The sequence below is a fragment of the Pectobacterium actinidiae genome, from assembly GCF_000803315.1.
Classification (GTDB): Bacteria; Pseudomonadota; Gammaproteobacteria; order Enterobacterales; family Enterobacteriaceae; genus Pectobacterium; species Pectobacterium actinidiae.
Window position 1 is genome coordinate 3,121,328 of record NZ_JRMH01000001.1, and the last position, 23,922, is coordinate 3,145,249.

General features: G+C 49.6%; 15 protein-coding genes, 1 tRNA gene and 1 pseudogene. 5 read left to right on the forward strand and 12 right to left on the reverse strand.

Annotated features, from left to right (window positions below; genetic code table 11):
• The 5 genes from gspE to KKH3_RS13410 all read right to left on the reverse strand — a co-directional run bounded on the left by gspE (position 1) and on the right by KKH3_RS13410 (position 8,123).
• A complete protein-coding gene (gene gspE / locus KKH3_RS13390) occupies positions 1–1,497 on the reverse strand; it encodes a type II secretion system ATPase GspE (RefSeq protein ID WP_039360410.1) in 1,497 nt (498 codons plus the stop codon).
• On the reverse strand, positions 1,494–3,446 hold the full coding sequence (gene gspD, locus KKH3_RS13395) for a type II secretion system secretin GspD (protein ID WP_167371713.1): 1,953 nt from the start codon (positions 3,444–3,446) through the stop codon (positions 1,494–1,496). The genes gspE and gspD overlap by 4 nt, the downstream gene beginning before the upstream one ends.
• Before the next feature lie 88 nt (positions 3,447–3,534).
• On the reverse strand, positions 3,535–4,398 hold the full coding sequence (gene gspC / locus KKH3_RS13400) for a type II secretion system protein GspC (RefSeq protein ID WP_039360415.1): 864 nt from the start codon (positions 4,396–4,398) through the stop codon (positions 3,535–3,537).
• Positions 4,399–4,448: 50 nt separating this feature from the next.
• Entirely contained in the window at positions 4,449–6,428 is a 1,980-nt protein-coding gene (locus KKH3_RS13405) for a glycosyl hydrolase family 28 protein (protein ID WP_039360418.1), read from the reverse strand.
• A 126-nt stretch (positions 6,429–6,554) separates the two neighbouring features.
• The gene (locus KKH3_RS13410; RefSeq protein WP_039360421.1) at positions 6,555–8,123 is read right to left on the reverse strand and encodes a pectate lyase family protein; all 1,569 of its coding nucleotides are present in this window, start codon (positions 8,121–8,123) and stop codon (positions 6,555–6,557) included.
• Between the two features lie 528 nt (positions 8,124–8,651).
• Between KKH3_RS13410 and gspB the strand changes: the two genes are divergently transcribed.
• Positions 8,652–9,221 (forward strand): type II secretion system assembly factor GspB, encoded by a 570-nt coding sequence (gene gspB, locus KKH3_RS13415; protein ID WP_039360424.1) that lies wholly within the window; start codon positions 8,652–8,654, stop codon positions 9,219–9,221.
• Here gspB and gspS read toward each other — a convergent pair.
• Positions 9,218–9,631, reverse strand: a complete 414-nt coding sequence (gene gspS, locus KKH3_RS13420) for a type II secretion system pilot lipoprotein GspS (protein ID WP_039360427.1) — start codon at positions 9,629–9,631, stop codon at positions 9,218–9,220. The genes gspB and gspS overlap by 4 nt on opposite strands.
• A gap of 121 nt (positions 9,632–9,752) precedes the next feature.
• Complete coding sequence (gene alaC, locus KKH3_RS13425) at positions 9,753–10,994, reverse strand: alanine transaminase (RefSeq protein WP_039360430.1); 1,242 nt, start codon at positions 10,992–10,994, stop codon at positions 9,753–9,755.
• A 353-nt stretch (positions 10,995–11,347) separates the two neighbouring features.
• Between alaC and dgcA the strand changes: the two genes are divergently transcribed.
• Both dgcA and KKH3_RS13435 read left to right on the forward strand, forming a co-directional pair.
• The gene (dgcA, locus tag KKH3_RS13430) at positions 11,348–12,328 is read left to right on the forward strand and encodes an N-acetyl-D-Glu racemase DgcA (RefSeq protein ID WP_039360433.1); all 981 of its coding nucleotides are present in this window, start codon (positions 11,348–11,350) and stop codon (positions 12,326–12,328) included.
• Between the two features lie 42 nt (positions 12,329–12,370).
• Positions 12,371–13,231 carry a D-amino-acid transaminase gene (locus tag KKH3_RS13435; protein WP_039360436.1) on the forward strand — a complete coding sequence of 287 codons (861 nt, stop codon included), beginning with the start codon at positions 12,371–12,373 and terminating at the stop codon, positions 13,229–13,231.
• An 80-nt stretch (positions 13,232–13,311) separates the two neighbouring features.
• Here KKH3_RS13435 and KKH3_RS13440 read toward each other — a convergent pair whose 3' ends face one another.
• A complete protein-coding gene (locus tag KKH3_RS13440) occupies positions 13,312–15,765 on the reverse strand; it encodes a DUF3772 domain-containing protein (RefSeq protein ID WP_039360438.1) in 2,454 nt (817 codons plus the stop codon).
• 398 nt (positions 15,766–16,163) lie between these two features.
• Between KKH3_RS13440 and KKH3_RS13445 the strand changes: the two genes are divergently transcribed.
• Both KKH3_RS13445 and KKH3_RS13450 read left to right on the forward strand, forming a co-directional pair.
• A tRNA-Arg gene (locus tag KKH3_RS13445) sits at positions 16,164–16,240 on the forward strand.
• A 177-nt stretch (positions 16,241–16,417) separates the two neighbouring features.
• Complete coding sequence (locus KKH3_RS13450) at positions 16,418–17,632, forward strand: tyrosine-type recombinase/integrase (protein WP_039360440.1); 1,215 nt, start codon at positions 16,418–16,420, stop codon at positions 17,630–17,632.
• Between the two features lie 304 nt (positions 17,633–17,936).
• Here KKH3_RS13450 and KKH3_RS13455 read toward each other — a convergent pair whose 3' ends face one another.
• The 4 genes and pseudogenes from KKH3_RS13455 to KKH3_RS13470 form a co-directional block, all read right to left on the reverse strand.
• Positions 17,937–20,954: a reverse transcriptase domain-containing protein gene (locus KKH3_RS13455; RefSeq protein WP_039360443.1), complete on the reverse strand. Its 3,018-nt coding sequence runs from the start codon at positions 20,952–20,954 to the stop codon at positions 17,937–17,939.
• A gap of 177 nt (positions 20,955–21,131) precedes the next feature.
• Positions 21,132–22,232 carry a DUF8606 domain-containing protein gene (locus KKH3_RS13460; RefSeq protein ID WP_039360446.1) on the reverse strand — a complete coding sequence of 367 codons (1,101 nt, stop codon included), beginning with the start codon at positions 22,230–22,232 and terminating at the stop codon, positions 21,132–21,134.
• Between the two features lie 10 nt (positions 22,233–22,242).
• Positions 22,243–22,854, reverse strand: a complete 612-nt coding sequence (locus tag KKH3_RS21840) for a restriction endonuclease subunit S (RefSeq protein WP_080756543.1) — start codon at positions 22,852–22,854, stop codon at positions 22,243–22,245.
• Positions 22,766–23,422 (reverse strand): annotated as a pseudogene (locus KKH3_RS13470) (AAA family ATPase); the annotation flags it as partial. The pseudogene KKH3_RS13470 and the gene KKH3_RS21840, both read right to left, overlap by 89 nt.
• Positions 23,423–23,922: the final 500 nt, after the last annotated feature.

Here is a 23,922-nt window from a genome sequence, read left to right on the forward strand (position 1 = left end):
TCATTCCTCTTTGGTTACGCGGATCACTTCTTCCCAAGTCGTGAGCCCCGCCAGTACCTTATCCAGCCCATCCTGACGGATGCTGGTTCGGCTCCCCCCCAGAATCTGCGCAATCGCCATTTCACCGTCACTGCGGTGGATCGCGGCGCGGACATCGTCATTAATCAGCACCAGCTCATGAATGCCGATACGTCCCCGGTAGCCGGTAAAGCTACACTGTGGGCAGCCAACGGGATTATGCAGCAACGTACCGGGCGCGATCCCCATCTGTTCAGCCTGAACCGGATCGACCGGATGCGGTTGACGGCAGTCAGGACACAGCGTCCTGACCAGACGCTGCGCAAGCACCCCCAGCAGAGAAGTTGACAGCAGGAAAGGCTCGACGCCCATATCCTGCAAACGAGACAGCGCGCCCAGCGCACTATTAGTATGCAGTGTGGATAACACGAGGTGACCGGTCAGCGATGCCTGCACGGCAATCTGCGCCGTTTCACCATCACGAATTTCCCCCACCAGCACAACGTCGGGATCCTGACGCAAAATGGCACGCAGCCCGCGGGCAAACGTCATATCGACTTTGGCGTTGACCTGCGTTTGCCCAATGCCTTCCAACTCATATTCGATGGGATCTTCCACCGTCATGATGTTGCGTTCCGAGGCATTCAGACGACTGAGCGCAGCGTAAAGCGTGGTACTTTTCCCCGACCCTGTTGGGCCGGTAACCAGAATAATGCCATGGGGACGATGGATCAGGCTGTCCAGCAGTTGGCGATTGCGTTCCGACATACCCAGCAGCTCAAGATCGAGCTTAACGCTGTTTTTATCCAGCAAACGCAGCACGACGCGCTCGCCGTAATTCGACGGCAGCGTGGAGACACGAACGTCAATCGCCCGCCCCCCTACTCGCAGCGCCATACGCCCATCCTGCGGGACGCGCTTTTCGGCAATATCCAGCTTTGCCATGACCTTGATACGCGACACCAGTAGCGATGCCAGTTTACGCTGTGGGCGCAAAATCTCACGCAATACGCCGTCAACGCGGAAGCGGATCAGCAAATAGCGTTCATACGTTTCGATATGAATATCTGACGCTTTATTCTTAATCGCTTCGGTCAACATGGCGTTGATGAGGCGGATAATCGGCGCATCGTCGTCGGCATCGAGCAAGTCATCGCTGTCTGGCAATTCCTCCACCAGCGTATAAAAGTCCATCTCATTGCCGATGTCTTCCATCAGACGGCGAGCCTCTTCTGAGTCGCGCTGATAGCTAATAACTAATTGCCGTTCAAATTCGTCTTCCGTAACGCGCTCAATCTTGAGCGGGCAGCCCGCAATCCGGCGCGCTTCCAGCAAAGCGGTTGGCGGCGTTTGCGCGACGCAAATCGTCTGTAGGCTTGCGTCATTTTCCCTCTGCAACAGCAGAATTTGCTGCGATCGCGCATAGGCAAAAGGCAATATGGGACGTAATTCTATAATCTGGGAGGCTACGTCACTCATTTCCCGCCCGCCGGATAGAACGCCACAATGGAGGATTGAACCTGACGGAACGTATAAGCATTCCCACCTTCCGGCAGACGCAGCAAATCGTTATTCAAAAGCCCCCCTGCACTGCCGTTCACGTCCCGCTGCTTCTCTTCTTCAGCATTGAACGAATGGTACTTACTGGCAGAGGCGCTCTGGTATTGGCTGCGATCGCGAATAATGGAAGGACGAATAAACAGCATCAGGTTACGCTTTTTCGTTTCCGTGCTGTTAGAACGGAACAAATATCCCAGCACGGGAATATCCCCCAACAGGGGCACTTTACTCGCAGACTCATTGGTACTTTTATCCAGCAAGCCGCCCACCACCACGGTTTCGCCGCTGCTGACCAGTACCGCGTTATTAACGGTACGCGTATTGAATGTTGCCCCCAGGTCAGTGCTGCTGCTGGAGGCCGCATCTGCCACGCTGGAGACTTCTTGTTCGATCTCAAGCAGGACGGAGTCACCTTCGTTAATTTGCGGCTTCACTTTCAGTTTGATACCGACCGTTTTACGTTCCACCGTTTGGAAAACGTTGTCGCCGGATGTCGTCTGCGAACCCGCTAATACGGGTACTTCCTGGCCGACGTTAAACGTCGCTTCCATATTGTCCAACGTCACGATGCTGGGCGTCGCCAGAATATCGTTCTTGCTGTTTTTGGACAGTGCCGTCAGCAGCATGCCCCAGTTGCCCTGATAGAAACCGGCTGCAATCCCGTTGAAACCGCCAAGTGCACTTGTCGCTGCCGTGCCAAGCGTTCCATCACGTCGAAATTGATCCGCCCCGGCCATCATTGTCGTGATCGGTAACCCGGTATTCGTAAATTGCGTTACCCCCGCATTTTTATTCGCCCACTGCACGCCGAGATTCATCCCATCGGCATCCTGGACTTCCGCAATGATCGCCTCAACTAACACCTGCGGACGGCGGATATCCAACTGTGAAATGACCTGTTCCAGATCGCGCATAATGTCCGGTGCGGCATTCACAATCAGCGAGTTGGTTTGCTCATGTGCCTTAATCGAGATGTCTTTGCGCAGTGCGGGCAGCGCATTTTGCTGATCGGTTTGGATACTGTCGCCAACGCCGGTGAGCACTTCGACCAGATCGGCAGCCTTGGCGTATTTGAGGTAGATAACCTTGGTGTTGCCCTGTACCGCCTGCTGGCGATCGAGCTGCTTGATCATATCAATCACACGCTGGCGTGAATTCGGCTCGCCGCGCACCAGCACCGAGTTGGTTCGCTCGTCAGCTACTACGTTGGCGGTCAACATGCCAGGCAAGGCGGATTTCTCATCCATCTTGTTCAGTTCATTCACCATCTTCACCACTTCCGTTGAGGAAGCGTAAGACAGCGGTATGCTGGTCACATTTCGATCGCCCGTCTTATCAACCCGTTCGACAATCGTCATCAACCGCTGGATCACCCCCGCGCGGCCGGTCATCAGCAGCACGTTCGACGGTTCGTAATGCACCACGCTCCCGGCACCGGCGTTGTCATTCAACTGGCGCAGCAGCGGCGCCAAATCGCGAGCGGCGACGTTGTTGACGGGCACGACACGCGTCACCACCTCATCCCCAATCCCTGGTTGTTCATCAGTTGCCAGCGGCATGGATGTGGATTTCGCATCCTTCGAGCGAATAATTTTCAGGACGCTGTTATCCATCGGAATCACGGTAAATCCATAGACATCCAGCACGCTCAGGAAGAACTGGTAATACTGCTCTTCGTTCATCATGTCATAGCTGCGTACGGTAATCGTTCCGCTGACCGATGGATCGATAATGACCGTCTTATTCAGATTCTTACTGACGGTATTGATAAACTCCTGAATATCCGTGCCCTTAAAGCTGGCGGAGAATTCGGCACTCCACGCCAATGATGACGCCATCAGCAGAACACTCCCACTGAGCAATAACATGCTCTTGCGACGTACCTGACCAAGCCATTGGTTTTTATTCTTCGAAAAAACCTGACGCTTAAAAAATCCCTGTCCCTTGCTAAACAAATTAGTGGTCTCCATCCAGTGCCAGATATATATCCTGCTGTTGACCATCACGCTCGACGGTCAAATTAAATTTGCTCATCCCTGCCAGTTGCGCCATCGCCTGCTGTGCTTGATCGGCATCACGTAAATCTATGCCGTTTAATGACACAGCGAGATCGTTATCCTGCAAACCTGCGCGGTAGAAAAGATCGGGATTTTTGCCGGGGTTTAACTGATATCCTTTCAGGACGTCTTCTTCCGTGACGGGAGAAATGGTCAGGTAGTCTTGCGCCGAGAAGGGATCTTTTTGTATCTCATCTTTCACCTGGTTAAATGCGCCAGAAGGCGTCGGCGCGCCAGCCGCTTCTTCTTCCTGATACAAATGCAGCGCCTCATAGCGCCCCTGATACTGGAGCACGACACGATCGGCAGAGATAGTCACAATTTTGGCTTCATAGCCCGGTATGGCATCGCCGACGTTACGGCTGTATTGCTGACTATCTTTAGCGATGATGGCAATCGAACGCTTGGCGTCTTCACTCGCCAACACCCCAGTCAGGCTGATATTTAACGATGTCAGCGGAATATCACCGGATAATGCGGCGTCGTTAACAGCAGACGCATCCGCATCGGGGGCATGGCCAAATAGGGTAAAATCACCCGGCGTAGCGGGTTTTTCCTTCGCCTGAGCAGGCGTGACCGACACGCCAACAATGCGTGAGTCTTCAGGTAGGAGAAGGCGCCAGGTCAATACAGCCAACTGCTGACAAATCAGCAGCAAAATTAGCCCCAACATAATACGTCGGATCAACGGAGCTGGCAGTGACCGAAAAGTAGCAACCAACGAAGTAAAAGACGGATCTTTGAAAGCTTGCAATCGTGCCATAGGTAATCATCCATAATACTCCCCACGCCGATTAGCGTGGGGAAAATGCCTTATTCCGTTGCGGCTTCCCGGGTGAGGGTCTCATCACCGCTGGTCGTCAGCGCGGCATCATTATTTACACGGTCTTCGAGCCTGATATTTTCAATATGACCGAAATTCCAGGCTCCCGGTACATTCTCAAAAATGACATTTTTAAATTCACTGTTCTTCAGGAACGTAATATCTGTGGCTTTTACATTTTTGAATTTTACATTCTCAAAATGCAAACCTTGGTGATAGGCATCACGTCCAAAAGAGAACTTATACGCATCAGCCATTTCAGCCACAGTCATCCCATCGACCATGATGCTGTTTTTCTTCGCTGTACCATCAACCGTAACGTTGGAAACGGTCACATCACGGAACTGTGCGGGTTCAGCGGCAGGCTGGGTATCGTTCACGTCCGCTTTATATTTAATCGTGAACACAAACGGTTCGTTGACAATATCACGCATCGCGTTATTACGGAATACCACGTCACGCGAGCCACCACCATAATAGGGTCGACTCTTCATACGCAGGCCAACATCCGTCTTATTCATTACGTTATCTTCAGCAACAATTTTTTCAATCCAGGCACCGGTATGGCTACCCGTGACCACCGCGCCATGCCCACGGCGGAAGTAGTTATTGAAGATCCAGGCACCGCTCTGCGCTTTTTGTCCCAGCGTAGCGACTTCGGCACCGTATCCCGCCGCAAAGTTTACGCTGTCATCACCCGTATCAAAAAAGTTATTGAATACCATGACATTCTGGCTATTGCCGAATTCAATACCATCCGCATTATTGGCATCGTACGTCGTGTGTACCAGCGCATTCATCGCCACATTTTCCGATTCCAGCACCATCACGCCGTGGAAAGCCGGGTTCAGAATCGTCAGCCCTTCCAGGTACATGTTGCTCACGCCGCGCAACGTCATCAGGCTGGAACGTCGATTTTTGTACGCCTCATCCAGCGGCATTCCTTCAGCAACAGCCTTTGCCGTTTGGTCTTTTGCCAGAATACCGTCACTACCGACATTGGCCGCTTTACTCGCACGGTAGAGCGGTAACTCATTCTTTAACTCATCAATTTCAGTAATGTTTGTATCGCTGGCTTTAACGCCACGCGTCCAGCCGTTGCCATCAATTGTGCCCTGCCCGACGATACGAATATTTTTAAACGTGCCGGCATGGCTGCTACCCTGATCGTCCGCTTCCAGTACGTTAATCAGAGAAGGCGGACGCTTCGGTAATTTAGGTGAACTGTAAGGATAGAGATAGTAGCCCCGGGCGAGTGGGTAATCATCACCATTTGCTGACCCGAGCAATATCGCACCTTTCGCGACTTCAAACGTCATATCGCTGTGCAGGAACAGCGCCCCCGTTTTAAACGTGCCGCCGTCAACCACGACTTTACACCCTTTCGGATACGCAGCTGGCGTACAGTCATCAATCGCCTTCTGAATCGCCACCGTGTCGTTGGTTACGCCATCCCCTTTCGCACCATAGTTGGTCACATTCAGTGAAGCTGGCGTAGCCGTCGTTTTCTGCACGACGGTTTCACTATCAACGGATTCTTTGCCGTCGTCATAAAGCGCACGCACCGTGAAGCGGTATTCCGTTTCCGGCGACAGATTAGCCACCTTGAAATTATGGAAGCTGACGCGGATATGCCAGTTATCGGTATCGATAGCATTGTAGAAGTTATCGATATACGGCTTGGCTGGCGAATGGGTGTTCTGGTTATCAATGGTTCCGCCCAGCAAGGTACCATTCATGTAGACACGGTAATCCTTAATGCCTGCGGCAGGTTTGGTCGGTTTCTCCCAGGCCAGTACCACGCTGTTGTCATCATAGGCTAACGTCGGCACTTTCAGATTTTGTGGCGCGGCGGAACGATCAACACCGACATTCGGCGTTGAGTCACTATCGCTGCATCCGGCAATCAGGCCACTCAAAACAACTGTCGCGCAGAGCGTAAGACGGGTACGAGGTAAAAAGTCAGTCATAGCATTTCCTGTATTTTTACTATTATTTTGTCCGATGTATTTCGCCCTGAGGCAGGCTCGTTGCCATAGAGCGAAACCTATCGGCAGAGGGTTTACAGATAAAAATAATGAGTTGGAACAGAGGTTCTACGGCAAAGAAATATCCAGTTTTCCCGCCCCAGCATTCTCCAATACATATTTCTCAACGGCGGCGATGGATTTCCCTACGCTATACACATAAGGCGGGCTCCACTCCAGTTCATTGGTGCAGGTTTCCAGCGCCCATGCCGGTACAGCCTTCCCAGACGTTGTAGCCGCGGCTTTCTCGGCTTCTTGCAATGCGCCGCATTTGTCTACTGCGATTTGATTCAAATTACTTGCCGGATTGCCATTGAACCAGGAGCCGTTGTCTTTAAATTTGCTTCCCTTGTAAGCACCGATGATCAAATTTTCATCCGCACCGCCCCCCTGGAAATTAAACACGTTACTTTCGGAAAGAATGGATGAATCGAACCCCATCCCAATGGCATACAGAATAGAGTAATTCGTATCCGTTGCCCCGCGATGGTAGTTATTCAGCAAATGCACCTGACCAAAACGAACACGCGGCGAACGCTGTACGCTGTTGTCCCATAAATTGCCTTCAAAGGTGATTCGATATTCCCCTTTATCACCATCGCCGGAGCCAATTAATACCGTTTTGTCATGTTGGGCGAAAATGTTGTAGGAAATCGTCAGGTAGTCGGCACCATCTTCTATATCCAGTAAACCGTCGTGGCGCTGGATATGCTTACCAAATAGCACCGGTTCTAAATGGTCTGGATATTCACCGTCCGTAAATGTGCAGTGATCGATCCAGACATTTTTACTGGCATTAATCGATACGGAATCATAACGCGCATTCCAGTTACCTTTATCGCCGTCGCCCGCATCCCAGGCTGGGGCAAAGTCACGCGGTGCCTGAAACGTAATATTACGGATAATAATGTTGCTGTTATCCGTTTTACCGAACGTATGGCTTAGGGTATTGAGGGATAAATAGCCTTCCACCAGTTTGGCCTCACTACCCACGCCTAAAATCGTGGTATTTGGCGGTACCTGAAATTGAATCTGCGCCTTCTGGTTATTGGCATACTGCGAACGTTGACCATTCTGCTTTTTCAACAGGTTAAGCTGTGTACTGGCCGCCGCCGCGTCGCTTCCACCAGCATCCACTGTCGCTTTCAACTGCGCCATATAATTCTGATCGAACGCTTTGACGTATAAATCAAAATCAAACGTTGTTTTATTCGGTTTGGTTTTATAATCCTCGGCGTTGGCATAGCGCCCATTACCTAAATCATCGCCACGGATAGTCCCTTGCCAGTAGATAATCTTGGGTTCTAATTTTGCCTTCAATTCTGCATCGGCATCACCGGCGATATAACGAGGACTGCGGATATTATTTAATGCATCTTTTAATTCCTGACGGCTGGTGACGACATAAATACTATTTTCATGTGCGCCCTCGCCTCCCGTCGTCGCATAAAATTTACCATCCGTATTATGATATTGCGCAGCCCAACCAAACGGTGCCATTTTCACCTGTAAATCGGGTGGAGCCGCTTCTTCCACGGGCTTATGACTATTATCACACCCAGAAAGCACGATCCCAGAAAGCGCAATAGCTACCGCACAGGTGCGTAAACGACCAGTCCTCATAACCGTTCTAAACATTTTATCCCTCAGTATTTTTTAATTATTAAAATAAAAAATAAATCCGCACAAAACCCTGCGATATTAATCGCATACTTTAAAAGTACTTTTATTCTTAATGTCGTGGCAGATTGACACTTCCCTTATTGATAAAAAAGCAGCGCACTATCTGTAGTAAAAAACCACATAATAATACTGCCCATTTAACGCGCGGGACTGTTAATTAAATGATGATGGCACCACCCCACACTGATTGATTATCGACCAACAAAAAGAAACATCATACCTACAATGGTAAAACATGGTTTCATTAAAGCAAATTCACACGTTTTTTTTGCGACCCGCATCAAGATTCCATCTGTGATTATTATGACTGTAATAGTTTTTAATCAAAATGGAGGAACTGTCACATAACCGAGAGATTCAGTTTTCTGGCGCTTTCTATTTTTTGCAAAATAAGGCAGACGGCACCATCCTACTCACCCGACTTTGGTTTATGATGTGATGCTACACGGACTAAGTACCTCCTAAATAATGAAGGATGAGCGCGTGGACAACGCACCGGACGCACCGACACACTCACAACCAGCGCTGCTTGCCAGATACCCGATGCCCGGTTATCTGATGGTTATTTATGCTCTGCTTTTTATCACGCTCGGCTGGTTCAGCCATCAGCGCTGGGGAAGCCCTGCTTCTCCTGAGCTCGCTTTGGCTGCTCAAGCAGCTACCTTGCCTGCGGCAGAAGAACAAACGCCAGCCACTCCCGCGGCTACGCCTCACCAGGCAGCCCCCCATACCGACACGCCAGCCCCCACAGAGAAAAGGACCACGCTGCCGCTACCCGCCATCAGCAATGGTGAGATTCCACCACTGACCTACAGCGCACACGTTTATACGTCGGATGAGGCCAAGCGCAGCATCACGCTCAACGGCCTGCAATTCCGTGAAGGGGATTCGCCAATAGAAGGGCTGACCTTAGAGCAGATCCAGCAGGATATGAGCATTTTCAGCGTAGAAGGCGAGGTGTTTATTCTGGAAGCACTAGAAGATTGGCCGGGCGGAAAATTCAACGAGAATGAACGTTCCGCCGACAATGAAAGTGGAAGCGCTGCGCCTTAGCCTTGGCTGCGAATGGCGTCAATAAACGGCGTCAGCGTACGGTTAAATTCCGAACACTGCGCCTCTTTTGGCGTACTGTCTTTCAATAGCCCTTGATACAGGCTTTCGCTGCGCTGCGGTAAAGCCTGATAGCTCGCGACATTCCAGCCTCGCTGTTTCGCGACAGCCAACGCGACATTGGCAATCGTCGCATCATCAGGCAGATCGCTGCGGTTACACGTCGATTTAAGATAGCGGGTGGCCGCAACCAGCGATGCCAGTTGATTCAGTTGATCGTTAGGAGAAACCGTTACCGCAGAAGACTGACCTGCCACCATTCCTTGTTGGGCAGACGTTCCTGTTTGTTGGCACCCGGCCAGCGTGACGCAAAGTAGCGTTAACGCAGAAATTTTAGACAAAGATAATGACATGACTAACTCATCCTGATTGAGATTAACGGTAGGCATTCTAGCAAATGATAAGCCGCTGTCACGGCATGTTTATGTGCTCCCGGTCAGGCGACCGGGAGCCGCGGTTATCAGAAAATCACTATCAGGCAGCAGTGCCCTTGCCGGGTAAGGATTTGCTGGTCGGTAAGAGACCGTCAGCGCGGAACATAGCCTTAATACCGCGCACCGCCTGCCGAATACGATCCTGATTCTCAATTAAGGCGAACCGAACATGGGTATCACCATAATCGCCAAAGCCAATACCGGGTGAAACGCAAACCTTCGCTTCCGACAGCAGTCGCTTGGCAAACTCCAATGACCCCATATGCGCATAAGCTTCAGGAATTTTCGCCCAGACGTACATTGACGCTTTCGGCTCATCGACCATCCAGCCTGCCTCGTGCAGACCACGAACCAAAACGTTACGGCGCTGACGATACTGCTCGGCAATATCCCGCACACACTGCTGATCGCCTTCCAACGCAGCAATCGCCGCCACCTGCAACGGCGTAAACGTGCCGTAATCGTGGTAGCTCTTAATCCGCGCCAGCGCGCTGACTAACTCAGGGTTGCCGACCATAAAGCCGATGCGCCAGCCCGCCATGTTGTAGCTTTTTGACAGCGTGAAGAACTCTACCGCGATGTCCTTCGCGCCGGGAACCTGCATGATCGACGGCGCTTTCCACCCGTCATACACAATATCGGCATAAGCCAGATCGTGGATCACTAACACGCCGTACTGTTTCGCCAACGCCACAACGCGTTCAAAGAAATCCAGCTCAACACACTGCGCTGTCGGGTTCGACGGAAAACCGAGAATCATCATTTTCGGCTTCGGAATACTCTCGCGGATAGCGCGTTCTAATTCATTGAAGAAATCGACACCGTCTACCAGCGGCACAGAACGCACCTGCGCACCGGCAATCACCGCACCATAAATGTGAATCGGGTAACTGGGGTTAGGCACCAGCACCGTATCGCCATGATCCAATGTAGCCAGCATCAGGTGCGCCAGCCCCTCTTTGGAGCCAATCGTGACGATAGCTTCGCTTTCAGGATCGATATCAACCTCATAGCGATCGGCGTACCAGCGGGAAATAGCACGGCGTAGGCGCGGAATACCTCGGGATGTCGAGTATCCGTGAGTATCTTCGCGTTGTGCAACCGTACAGAGTTTTTCCACGATATGAGGAGGTGTCGGGCCGTCAGGGTTACCCATGCTGAAATCGATAATATCTTCGCCGCGACGACGCGCAGCCATTTTTAATTCAGCAGTGATATTAAATACATACGGGGGAAGACGATCGATGCGCGTAAAACGGCGCGGAGAAGTAGAATCAGCCATAACATCCTCAAATTAACGTGAGCGCCCGGACCGTCCGAGCGACGCAGCGCCTGTAAAAAGACGCTCTACTCAACATCATTCAAATCGCAGAACCGCGTTTTCATTGACTATCGCGATACAGGCGACCTGAAGTGTGATGAGCTTATTCAAGCTATCTCAGATAATTCGCGCTGTCGATACCGTACTCATAAATTTTTCCAGCCCGGAATTAAGCCTTATCAATTTCTGGCTAAAATCGCGAAAAATGGAGAATACGCACCGGAAGAAGCATTACACTTGATGACCCACTCAGGCCTTGTAAATAAGGCACTTATGCCAGTGAGCAACAGGATAGTTAATCCAAGAGTAAGCTTATGACTGAGATGCGATATTTCACCGAAAGTTGGCCAATAGAAGGCGCCTTTACCATTTCACGCGGCAGCAAGCGCCAGGCGGATGTCGTTGTGGTGGCGCTCCAGTCCGACAACGTGGCAGGCTACGGCGAGTGCGTCCCTTATTCACGCTACGGCGAGTCCCTCGACAGCGTAATGGAACAGATTGCCTCACTGCACAGCGACTTTCGTAACGGTTTAGATCGGAAGGCGCTGCAAACCATCCTGCCCGCAGGCGCAGCACGCAATGCGCTCGATTGCGCATTCTGGGATCTGGAGTGCAAACAACATCAGCAGCGCATTTGGCAGCGTTTGGCTCTCCCTTCGCCTACAGCGCTAGTGACAGCCTATACGCTATCGCTGGATACGCCAGACCGTATGCGCCACGCCGCAAAACACAATGCCACTCGCCCTCTTCTCAAGCTAAAACTGGCGGATGCAGACGATCTGGCCAGAGTGGCTGCCGTGCGCGAAGGCGCGCCACTGGCACGCCTGATTGTCGACGCTAATGAAGGATGGGACACCGAACGCTATCTGACGCTGGTTCCTGAACTTTCCGCGCTTGGCGTAACAATGATCGAGCAGCCTTTCCCGACAGGCAAAGACGATGTGCTGGCAGACTTGCCCCGCCCGATTCCTGTCTGTGCCGATGAATCCTGCCATGATAGTCAGTCGCTGGCTGCTCTGGTCGGCCGCTATGACATGATCAATATCAAATTGGATAAAACGGGCGGACTGACTGAAGCCCTGCGCCTGCGACAATACGCGCAGGAGCAAGGTTTAAAAATTATGGTCGGTTGCATGGTGAGCACATCGCTTTCAATGGCACCCGCATTTGTCGTAGCGCAAGGTGCCGCTGTGGTCGATTTGGATGGCCCGCTGCTCTTGCAACGCGATCGCACTAACGGGCTGCACTATAACGGTAGCGAAATATTACCGCCCGACGCATTATTGTGGGGATAACGCGCGTTAACCTGCATTGAGCAACTATTAAGGAGTGTTGTGATGCAACGTCTTGTTTATGTTGATGGACAGTATTTAGAAGAAAATGAAGCAAAAATTTCTGTATTTGACCGTGGTTTCCTGTTCGCCGATGCCGTCTATGAAGTGACGGCAGTCATTGATGGCAAGCTGGTTGATTTCCCCGACCATATCACTCGCCTGCAACGCTCCTGCCGCGAGCTGTCGCTCACATTGCCTGTCACACCTGAGGCACTCAAAGAGATTCACGATGAGCTGATCAATAAAAACGATCTGAAAGAAGGCGCGATCTATTTACAGCTTAGCCGTGGCAATGCGGGCGATCGTGACTTCTATTTCCCTTCTGCCGACGTCAAATCCACGCTGGTTTTATTCACTCAGGCACGTTCGTTGGTCGGTAACCCAAAAGCCACAACCGGCCTGCACGTTGTCACCACCGAGGATATTCGCTGGCATCGTCGGGACATCAAAACCGTCAGCCTGCTCGCCGCCAGCCTGGCAAAAGAGTATGCCCATGCCAGTCAGGCCGATGATGCTTTCTTTGTTGAAGAAGGTTTCATTACCGAAGGCAGTTCCTGCAACTGCTACATCGTCCTGCATGACAACACGGTGGTAACCCGCCCACTGAGCAACGCGATTCTGCACGGCATTACACGTCAGTCGCTGCTCAAGCTGGCAGAAAAGGATGGCATTGCGCTGGAAGAGCGCTTTTTTACGCCGGAAGAGGCGTATCACGCCAAAGAGATTTTTGTCAGTTCTGCCACCATGCTCGTTCTCCCTGTCGTGATGCTGGATGGAAAAACGATCGGCGACGGCAAGCCCGGAAAAATTACTCAGCGATTGCGTGAAATCTATCTTGATATGATTAAACAGCAGGGAGAATAGCCGCGACTTACGCCCTGTAAGCACGGCTTCGATGTGCATCCGTTACTCGTTCAATGCCGAATAACGGATGGCTGAGCACATTATTTATCCTCACCCGAAATGCCATCAGGCAGCGCAAATCCTGAGTTTTCCAGCACCATCTTCTGCGGTACGGCCAGCGGAATATTTGATGCCCGTAGCCGCTTGATGATCTCAAACAGCAGATCGCTCTTCGCTTCCGATACCATTCTCGGGCTGCTGACATAGCCGGTAACGCTCAACACCATGCCCGTTGGGTTCAACTGGCTGAATTTCACTGACGGCGCGGGTGACTCCAGAATCGCATCATGATTGATGTAAGCATCCAGCAAAAGCGTTCGAACCTCTTCAGGATCGATATCGAGCGGGAACGTCAGCGCCAGCGTGGCAACCCCAAACGGGTTCCCCATCGTAATATTGCGCACGTTCTGAGAAATAAATTGAGAGTTCGGCACAATCACCGTCGAACGATCGCCCAGCTGAATTTCCGTCGCCCGCACGTTAATCCGCCGGATATCCCCTTCAACCCCGCTGATACTGACCGAGTCGCCGACTTTCACCGGGCGCTCCGTCAACAAAATCAGGCCGGAGATAAAGTTCTTCACGATCTCCTGTAAGCCAAAACCGATACCCACCGACAGCGCACTGACAATCCATGCCAGCTTGTTCCATTCAATCCCTAATGTCGCCAACGTCAGAAGGATAATCAGGATGTAGCCGATGTTGCTGAACAGCGTCACCAGCGACGCCCGGATTCCGCGTTCTAAGGTCGTTTTAGGAAGGAATTCATCTTCCAGCCAGCGTTTTGAAGTACGTAAAACATAAACCCCAACCACCAGAAAGAGCACAGCATTGACCAAATGGGCAGGCACGATGCTCAGGGTTTCCAGCCCTTTCCCGCCCCAGATTTCAACAGCTTTTTGCACCAGTTCCAGAGGGGTCGTCGTACCAAATGTTCCGTTCAGTAATGCGACGGCTGCCATTAAAATTAACAGGACTTTACCACCGGCCGACAGAATCAATGTGGCCTGAGCCAAATGCCGATCGTCCAGATTAAGCGAATTTTTCATCCGCTTACCGCAGGCATTGTTGGGAGAAAAGAGGCTTTCGCAGATATCGGTAATAAACGTTGAGAACAAATACAGGCAGGAGAACACCATGCCGATCCACACCAGTTCGAACGCCAGGAAGCGAGCCAGTGAGATATAGCCGATGACCAGCGACACCAAAATAGCAAAAGCCGTCGCCAATACCGCAAGATGAATAATGCCGGATAATGTCGAACGCGCTTCCGGCTGTTCTCCTGAGTGCACCATCTGCCGACGGATCTGATCGCTTTTCAGCGCGATCGTCCCCGCAGTAAAGGCTAAGAACAACGCAGATAAGCCATTCACCATAATGGTTGCCGCGACCGATGTCCCTACCGTCGCCGTGACTTGTTCAATAAAACCGAAAATCAGAATAATGCCAGCGGCAACGACGGGAAACGGCTTCATCGCTTTTGCGACAGGGTTAGCAATCGCAGGCAAACGCCAGGAAGGGCGTTGATTCGAAAGAAACGCCCGCCCCAATCCAGCGATCATCGAACAGAAAATTGCCTGTCGCACCAGCGCATCAAGGAACGACACGACACGCTCTGAAGCCTCACCATGACGCGTAAACGTAAAATCGATCAGATTTACCGCAATACCAATCGTGACCACGGTTGAAATAACCGACGCCGTGGCTAAAAAGCTCCGCCGCAGACGCCCTTCTGGCAGCCAGTTAATTCCCGCCCAGGCAAGACATTTCTCCATATACCGACGCCCCGCCGAACTCATGGCCATGGCGATCAAAATCAGAAGTGCAGAACCGTAACGCCAGTCCGGCTCCCAGGCGGCCGTAAAGGCATCACTTAATTGATCCTGAAAGGTGCTCAGGCGGCGGACATCTTCAGCCTGTGGAGCCACAAGCGGAGCCCAGAAGCGCCCACCCAGAATGCTACCGGAATTCAATGCCAGTTGAGTTTTCAGCGCATTACGGCGCAGAGTAACAATTTGCGCGGACAAATTGGCCGCTCCGGTGCGTAAAGCCTGAATCTGCTCAATCTGCGCATCCATTTTTGCTTTTTGCGCATTCAGGCTGTTTCGCTTACGCGTCACTTCGCTGGTTTCATTAATGCTGGAGCCGGATTCTGGTGCTGGCCCTAAAACATCCAACTGAGCCTGAATTTGAGCGCGCTGCGGCGCTACCGCATTAGCAAGATCATTAGCGTTATTCACCAACTCTTGCGTAGTGTCATTCAACGCGCCAAATTTGCTGTCGTTATTTGTGCCTGAAACCTGCTGCTTGATGTTATCTAACTGTTTTTGCAGCTTGATCAACTCGGCATCAACATTAATTTTTACAGGCGCATCGGTCTGTGCGGGCTGTGGGTCAGGGTCAGAATCCGCACTCGCCGCCGATGCAAATCCAACAGGCAGCAACAACATCGCCAGCAGACAAACGCGCAAGAATGCGGATGAAAGAATGTTCATAAATCAAAAGGTTCCAAAGTTCGACAAAATAGCGGATCCACAAATGACCGGGCGACAAACCCGGCACGTGAAAGCAGCCCACACTCATTCAAAACCCAACGAATGCCAGCGTAGTGTACCAATAGCGCAGGATGCAGAATACGTCCGATCATAACTTGAAAAGAATTACTGAACGCATCTAGCAGATAAAACTGAAATTTTCATTGCTATGTGTAGTTCATGTGAACGAGGCTCGCAATTGTGCAAAAAAATCACACCAGAGAAAGCAACATTCACCAAAGTTGTACAGGGATTCGCCGTATAGCGTAAATCCAGCGCCAACCCGTTGACTCATTGGGGCGTGTGGGTATAATCCAGCCCACTGTTGCGACAAGCAACAGCCATTTCTTTTTTGAAATGCGCCCTTAGCTCAGTTGGATAGAGCAACGGCCTTCTAAGCCGTAGGTCACAGGTTCGAGCCCTGTAGGGCGTACCATTTTAAGTTCTCCCAGACTCTACCGAATTCAACAAAACCCCGTTATATTCATTGATACCACTAGGATTTTCTGTCGCTGAGCTCCACCGAGGTCAACCCAGCATACTGGAAATCAAGTCGATGTTGGGGGCCTCTATGGGGGCTCTTCTTGTTCAATGACTATTAGGGGCCCCCACGATGCCACTTAATGCTCGACAGATAGAAACCGCCAAGCCACAAGACAAAGAATACAAACTCACTGACGGTTCAGGCCTTTATCTTCTGATAAAGCCGAACGGAGCCAAATATTGGCGTTTGAAGTACCGCGTTGCAGGTAAAGAGAAAAAATTATCTATTGGCGTTTATCCTGATATCCCGCTGGCTGAAGCGAGGCTAAAACGGGAAGAGGCTCGAAAAATCGTCGCCTCAGGTGGCGATCCTAGTGAAAAAAAGCAGGTTGAAAGACAGGCTAAAAAAATCAACATTGATAACACCTTCAAAGCCATTGCTCTCGAATGGCATGAATATAAGCGTCCTAACTGGTCGAAGGGTTACGCTGAAGACCTGATGGAAGCGTTTGAGAACGACATCTTCCCTGATATTGGTAAACGGCCTGTCGCTGAGGTTAAGCCGCTGGAAATGCTAACCACGCTGCGCAAACTGGAAAAGCGTGGTGTACTCGACAAATTGCGTAAAATTCGCCAAGCCTGTAATCAGGTGTTCCGCTATGCGATTGTCACTGGCAGGGCGGAAAACAATCCGGCATCAGAACTGGCAAGCGCCCTTCCCCCACCAAAGGCTACGCACTACCCTCACCTGCTGCCGGATGAACTGCCGGATTTTCTTCGCGCGTTATCAACTTACTCAGGCAGTAAGGTCACACAACTGGCTACACGTATCCTGATGCTTACCGGCGTTCGTACTATCGAATTACGACAAGCAGAATGGAAGGAGTTTGATTTTGAAAAAGGGCTTTGGGAAGTGCCGAAAGAACGCATGAAAATGCGCCGCCCTCACCTCGTTCCCCTTTCCAATCAAGTGATCGATGCATTGCAACAGCTATTCGCCGTTACCGGACGCTACAATCTGGTTTTCCCTGGACGTAACGACATCACCAAACCGATGAGTGAAGCTAGTATCAACCAAGTACTTAAACGGATTGGTTATCACGGCAAAGCGACAGGCCACGGCTTTCGGCACACGATGAGCACCATACTACACGAACAAGGGTATAACACCGCCTGGATTGAATTGCAGCTTGCCCATGTGGATAAAAATACTATTCGTGGGACGTATAACCATGCGCAGTATTTGGAGCAGCGTAGAGGAATGTTGCAGTGGTATGGAGATTTTATTGATGGGCTGGAGCATGAGGATGCAAGGAAGGTTGTGGTGATGGGGAAGCGAAAGTAGGTAGTAAGACATTTAGCAGAAAGGATGTCCAAGTATATTTTTTAGCATAAGAATATAAATAGCCATCCTCATAGCTAGATGGCTATTTAATTTTTCAAATTGTATGTATACACGTTTTAATTCTACGTGATTTTTCAAGGACACACATGAGAGCAACCTCTTATTTTATAAAAAATAATTAGCTACTTAAATAAACGGTAGCGATCATCATTCAATTTCAACTTACATCTGTTGGTTATGCGTTCGTAATGTCATGATGCCTCATTTTCAATAATCTAAAATCAATATTTTAAGGCAGTTTCCCTTATCCTTCTGGCAACATTTTTCGGGAATGCTCTATTTCAAATCCATCTGGTACAGGTTTAAAGGGTTTACCTGGAGAACGATAGCTACTTTGAAATTGTCGTAAAGAATGTACGTCAATCTCACCAATTACACAGTAATCGGTAATACCGCCTTTGACTCGCAGTACATCACGCCTCCAGCTATCTTTGAAGGGGCCACGGATGCGGCTATCTCCATACTGACGGTCATTGCATTGGATGATGTAAGCATGGATATCCAGCGCAGCAGATTCGACCAATGCATTGAAAGTTTCAGTATCCTGATTCCACTCTGGCACAAACAGCGCGTCAACGTTGCCACGCAGCGCTGCGCGGTAACTAATATTGGTCAGCTCACTACAAATCAACAAGGAAAAACGAAAATCACCGTGTTGAATGATGGGAGGCGTTGTCCATTTCTTTTCTGGTTTCATTTCTAGCCCTGCTAGTCGTTGTAATTCCTGCTCTTCATGCAGTGCTGGGCGTTGTTTGTCCTGACGGTAAATCATTAGTGACGGAAAACCCAACCCATCATGAGACAAGGAAGCCCATACCTGATTGCGCACCCGCGCTTTACTGGCATGTAAATATTCAATACCGGCGACAAGTGAAATCCCTCGACCTTGTAACTTACGGGCAATCCTAATAAACCAGTGCGCAGGGAGTGAGAGCTCCGGCAGAATTAAGTAACGACTGTTATGTGGTTGGGCTATCACACCGTCAAGCACGCGACATAATCGAGTGTAACGGTTGGCATCCGGATCGGCTGAACGCATGACCGCCGCAGTCCAGCTTGCCATGGACGTTTTCCAGCTGGAGACGGCAACCCCATATTTTCCAGCAGATTGGCCGTCAGGAATCTGCAATACGCCTTGTTTATCGACACAAGGTGTTTTATTACCGAGGACAAAACCACGAACAGCGAGAACAACCACTCGCATTTCTGGCCGAGCTGAGGCTGTATAAGCCTCATTGTTTAGAATAAAGAGTTCCGGCAGGCTGAAAGGCCGTGTAGCAAATAACAGTCCATGTGGCAGAATTTTAAATTTGCACCATTTCGCTACTACCTGATTACCAAAAACGACATTATCAGGCAGTAATTCTGCTGCTTTCGCACAGTGGGCTACTGTTTTCGGAGCGGGTATGCCCCGTTGAGCAATCATCTCTTTTGGTAGACCGATAAAGCGAAAAGGCATGTGTGCTAAGTCGAAAGAGAATAACCTCGCCTGCTGTTCTTGGTAGCCCTTTAATGAAAAATCACGCCCCAAATATTCTATGTCTAGCCCAAACCGGCTGTGCCAATTTTTCAAATGGTCATTCCAGGTTTGCTTACCTACCTTGGAAATACGTGGAGGAAATGCTGCAACGATAGCTTCAAGCACACTGCTAAAAAGCTGAGTCCTCCATTTGCCAATAATCTCTTCTTCAGAAAGGAGGTTATCATCAGGACACGCCTTGATCGCAAGAAGGCATTTATCTCGTACTTCATTGCAAATATTCTCGAGCGCGAAGATAAGTTTGCGCAGTTCGACAAAATCCTCACAGGCCGTGGCCAACCGAATCACTCGGGGTAGGTACACCGATAAATCAAAAAATTGTGGCAGAACAATCACATGATCAATAAATGCTCGGAAAAAAGCCTGGCGATGGCCTTTCCATGTGCCCGGTTGCAGGTCACGCTCATAGGCTTCAAAGTCGCGTAGTTTGATGGCAAAACCAGCCCTACGCATAGTCAGTGCATCTGCTTTACGCAAATTATCAGCAACTTCGCCATTACTTTGAGTTGCAGCAAGCAAATCAGTACCAACATTGTTGGAGGAATGCGGTAACCGAGGCATGGCTCGCCACTCGCTGGCTCGTTCATAAATCTGATGAGCAATAGCTTCCACCAAGGTTTTGCCTGGATCACCAGCCAAGATAAACACTTTATTCTTTGCATTTGCAAAACGTATCTGGCTGTCATTCAGATAGGTTGGTTGAAAACTGATCTGTTTGTTTTCCTCGCCCCTCACCCAGTCCAGTTTGCCGGAAGAACGAGCGAACAACCATTGCCATAGATCTGCCATGGAATGAAAATTTGCACCATTTTCCATGACCAGCATGATGTCATCAACATACCGCCCGTAATAGATAGGTGCGACTTGCTGCTCAATGACGCGATCCAGCTCGATCAGAGCTACGTTGGCAACAACAGCTGAAGCAGGGAGACCTACTGGTAATCCTTTCTTCAACGGAGTCTCCATTGCCCATGCTTTTAACGCATTAATAAATAAACGATTAAGTTTGCTTTGCTCAGCAGTGAGTTCCAACTCCAAAATATCTTTGACGAAGGTTGGATCAAGCATAAAACTGGGATTCAGTTCGTGATAGAAAGAACTAACATCAGCAGTGAGTGCTACGATTCTTTTGCTGTCACTTAGCGCGCTCCGCATAGCGTTAATGCCATTGTCACGCCAATCACGAAAAGGTTTGAGATAAGGTTGAAAAGAACCAATTGAAAGTGAATTGATGTTCTTTCCATCGAGAGTACGGCGCAGGCGGTTACCGTAAGCACAGGTAGATAATTTGGCATCAAAAAGATGTCCGACTTTCAACATCCAGAGAGTCGAGAGAACATGAAAATCCAGGCTGCATTGAGCCATTACTCGAAACTCGGCTTTGATTTTTTTTTGCTCGTTTTTCTCAGCCATTGAGTTGCAAGCATACGTCCACTTTTCAGCAGGTGAAGAAAATATGAGGCCGTTAGCTTGCGGCTCGCGCTGCTGTTCCCAGCAAGTCATGTCTACAGATTTGGTGGCCAGAAACCAGTTTCCAGTAAACTCATTCTCTTCCACCCATGATTCGTCGTCTCCCTGTATTTTTCCCAGCAGATCCGTCAAATTCGCGTGGAGGGATTCTTCGTATTCCGCAATTGCTTCCAGTGAAACATGGGATGAATAGTACAGATCGACTTTCGCTTTGCGGTAGGCAAGGCCAAGGTCTTCAAGGCTAATAATCATGCCATTCCTCTTTAAAAATAACTACATTGTCAGCTTCTAAATTACCGTCAGCCAGTTGGAAGCAACCGCTTTTATTGGCGAGAATGTAACTGTTTCAATAAAACGAATCATCCACTTTTAGAAGTCTTCATAAATACTGATTTCTTGTATAGTTGGAAAGAGATACTCCTTTGGACATTACAATTCGGCATTCCAATTTCCGAAATAACGCTTTAATTTCTCTACCGTGTGTCGCCACTTCGGCGCGGTAGGCTTGCAGACCGTATTTTGGTTACCGAAGAACCCCACTTCGTTCACCGCGTCTTGTTCACTGCGGGTTTCCAGCCATTTTACGGGAACAAAATACTCGGATTTATCGGGATCATCCGCATTCAGACGATAGAGATCGCGATACTTCAGCACATCCATCGCCAGCTTTTCTCCGTCGTCAGTGTTGATGGTGAAGCTACTGGCAGGCTCAACAGCCCCCTGCACAATACCGACGCCAACATAACCCGTTGCCGGAATTTTTACCCAAATGCGATTGCCAGGCTGAAGCTGTTTTAATGTCTGACTGTACCAGCTTCCACCGCCCGCACTGATAAAGTTGTAGTGTCGCGCCTCTTCCCAGTTGCGGCTTTGCATGTCGCCAAACGAGACGTAAAACTCCCCGTTCCAGGGCTCCTTTGCGTTGGCACTTGTGGCTGTGGCCTGTGCGGCATTGGTTTGCGTCTCACTCGGGTCGAGAAGCCACGTGCGGCTTAAGAACTGTTCATCACCGTGCTGGAATACCTTAAAGAACAGCACGTTAATCGAAATACCGTTTTTGCTCAGATAATCCACGATGCGTTCGGTGGACGAATCCAGCTCAGCCGCCACAATGATGATTTGGTGCGACTGGTTGAGTGATTCCTCTTCCAGTTCAGAGTTAAAACGTCGTTTGAACGCCTCACCGAGATTCCCACCACCGGAGAATTTTTCATAAATCTGCGACAGACGCTCGGCGGTTAAGTCATCTACCCAGGAGGCGTAATCCAGCGCCTGCGCCACCACTTCACGCGGCGTGCGATCGCGCTTGAGTTCAATCAGGATCAGCGAGGCATCCGGCGCAATCGCCAGCAGGTCGATACGCCCTTTATCGAGCGTATTTTCCTGATGGCCGATGATCATCCACTGATCAGAGAGGATAGTGGGGTCGTTTAAAATCATCTTCTCCAGCAGTTGCTCGCTGGCGAGTTTGCAGATGGTTAGCGGCTGGGGATTATCTCCTACCCGCCAGATTGCATGATGAACCGGCATCGTCTGTTCCTTAGTTTAATGCTACGTCAGTGAGTGCATCCGCCAGATGGAGTTGGGTTTGCTGGGCGGATTGCAGGCGGGATTTGAGTGTGTCACCGAGGTTTAATAGTTCCTTAACTCTTGCAATTATTTGATATTGTTCTTCTTTCGTGGGGAGAGGGATAAGGTAATTTTTTACAGTAGAAACGTTAATTCTTGGTGCCGCTCCACCCGTTGTCATCTGTCGAGCTAAAATTGTAATCAATGGACTGTTCAGAACAATCTCAAGATACTCAGATAAAACCCTATCACCAGAACGAATTAACATCATTCTTTGTCCAAGACATACTTTAACGTCTTCGGGAATTCGGCACGCAACACCTAATACCCCACCTTCACGGCTGTAAAGAATATCATTAAAAGATGGTTCTAAGCGCTGAATCCTTTCGAGATATGTTTGTTCACTTACATGACGAGAATCATTTAACTCTAAATAACCCGGCTTAATTTGATTGGTTCTAACACAAATGAATCCTTTATCAGCCCACTTTGGTGTTGAATGCGGACAATTGCTGGTTACAGAAGAGGTTTTTCTGTTGACGATAACTGTTTTCAAGGCGGTACCGTTCCGCGACAGACACATTCACACCATAAACTGTGCGAGTATAGTCCAGTGCTGCATGATCACTATCGATACGTGCGTTTTCAAGAAGCAGATGCCGCAGGTAGCGCCTGAAGCTCGCAAAATGGCTTCCAGAAAAAGTTGTGAATTTAACCGCGTAGTATTCGAAGGGGAAATTTGTCGGATCCTGCTGCAAAACTTGTCGAATGTCCTCGCCATATTCGTCAAGCATCGGTGCAATTCGCATTCTGAGGCCATCGGCATCTATGCCAGCCAGATTCTGTCGGCCATTGAGATCAGGATTGTTACCTTGATGAAGAAAGACGTCAGCGATAAGTACTGGTAGCAGATCAGCCCGACGTTCACCCGCCAGAAAATTCTCCACCGCAGATTGTGAAATAAGGGATTCAACGCCCAGAGTTTCAACACGATGTCTACTGTCACTCAAAACCAAATCAAGAGCTAGTAAGATGCTACTTTTACCCGATTCATTATCACCGATGAATATGTTTCGATCAGCATTGAAAAACAGGTCCAGGCGCGGAAACTTTTTAAAATTTTGCAGTATCAATCGAGTAATTACAGGCATGCTAAAGTCCCTATTTATGAGCGATCTAACATTATCTCCAACAAAGTGAAATTTTGTAAACTTCAACTATCAAGATAAAAACCTTACCGAAACATGATCTTACCAGTGATTTTCTTGTTTTTTTGAGAGCTGTATCCAAAATACATGGTCAGTTCAGGTTTAGAGGATATTCTAGTGCTTCTGGCTTCGATGGTTGGTTGTTACTACGAACGGAAATTGACCATCGACTAAAACCTTGTAAGCAGAGTAAGCCGTCCCTTAAGGCCAAGCAGACGGCATAGAGTTAATGGATTACAGGGTATACTGGTGGAGGTGGCGGATAGTCTTCATTGGCAGAATGGCTCTGCTTCCAGCCTCAGTACGTAATACACCTAACCTCGGTATTAGCCTGGCAGAAATAATCTGACGCGCCATACGCAAATCTGGCAGAGAAACTGCTGTTAGGCTCAGCTTGTGGAAGTTATGAATTTTTCTCGTACTAATACCCTGATAGACGGCAG

Excerpts from the sequence above, each read along its gene's own strand:
- KKH3_RS13455 (WP_039360443.1), bottom strand. The coding sequence starts at position 20,954 with ATGATTATTAGCCTTGAAGACCTTGGCCTTGCCTACCGCAAAGCGAAA.
- gspD (WP_167371713.1), bottom strand. The coding sequence starts at position 3,446 with ATGTTATTGCTCAGTGGGAGTGTTCTGCTGATGGCGTCATCATTGGCG.
- alaC (WP_039360430.1), bottom strand. The coding sequence starts at position 10,994 with ATGGCTGATTCTACTTCTCCGCGCCGTTTTACGCGCATCGATCGTCTT.
- gspS (WP_039360427.1), bottom strand. The coding sequence starts at position 9,631 with ATGTCATTATCTTTGTCTAAAATTTCTGCGTTAACGCTACTTTGCGTC.
- KKH3_RS21840 (WP_080756543.1), bottom strand. The coding sequence starts at position 22,854 with ATGTGTCTGTCGCGGAACGGTACCGCCTTGAAAACAGTTATCGTCAAC.
- dgcA (WP_039360433.1), top strand. The coding sequence starts at position 11,348 with ATGACTGAGATGCGATATTTCACCGAAAGTTGGCCAATAGAAGGCGCC.
- KKH3_RS13440 (WP_039360438.1), bottom strand. The coding sequence starts at position 15,765 with ATGAACATTCTTTCATCCGCATTCTTGCGCGTTTGTCTGCTGGCGATG.
- KKH3_RS13410 (WP_039360421.1), bottom strand. The coding sequence starts at position 8,123 with ATGTTTAGAACGGTTATGAGGACTGGTCGTTTACGCACCTGTGCGGTA.
- KKH3_RS13405 (WP_039360418.1), bottom strand. The coding sequence starts at position 6,428 with ATGACTGACTTTTTACCTCGTACCCGTCTTACGCTCTGCGCGACAGTT.
- gspC (WP_039360415.1), bottom strand. The coding sequence starts at position 4,398 with ATGGCACGATTGCAAGCTTTCAAAGATCCGTCTTTTACTTCGTTGGTT.
- gspE (WP_039360410.1), bottom strand. The coding sequence starts at position 1,497 with ATGAGTGACGTAGCCTCCCAGATTATAGAATTACGTCCCATATTGCCT.
- KKH3_RS13460 (WP_039360446.1), bottom strand. The coding sequence starts at position 22,232 with ATGCCGGTTCATCATGCAATCTGGCGGGTAGGAGATAATCCCCAGCCG.
- KKH3_RS13435 (WP_039360436.1), top strand. The coding sequence starts at position 12,371 with ATGCAACGTCTTGTTTATGTTGATGGACAGTATTTAGAAGAAAATGAA.
- KKH3_RS13450 (WP_039360440.1), top strand. The coding sequence starts at position 16,418 with ATGCCACTTAATGCTCGACAGATAGAAACCGCCAAGCCACAAGACAAA.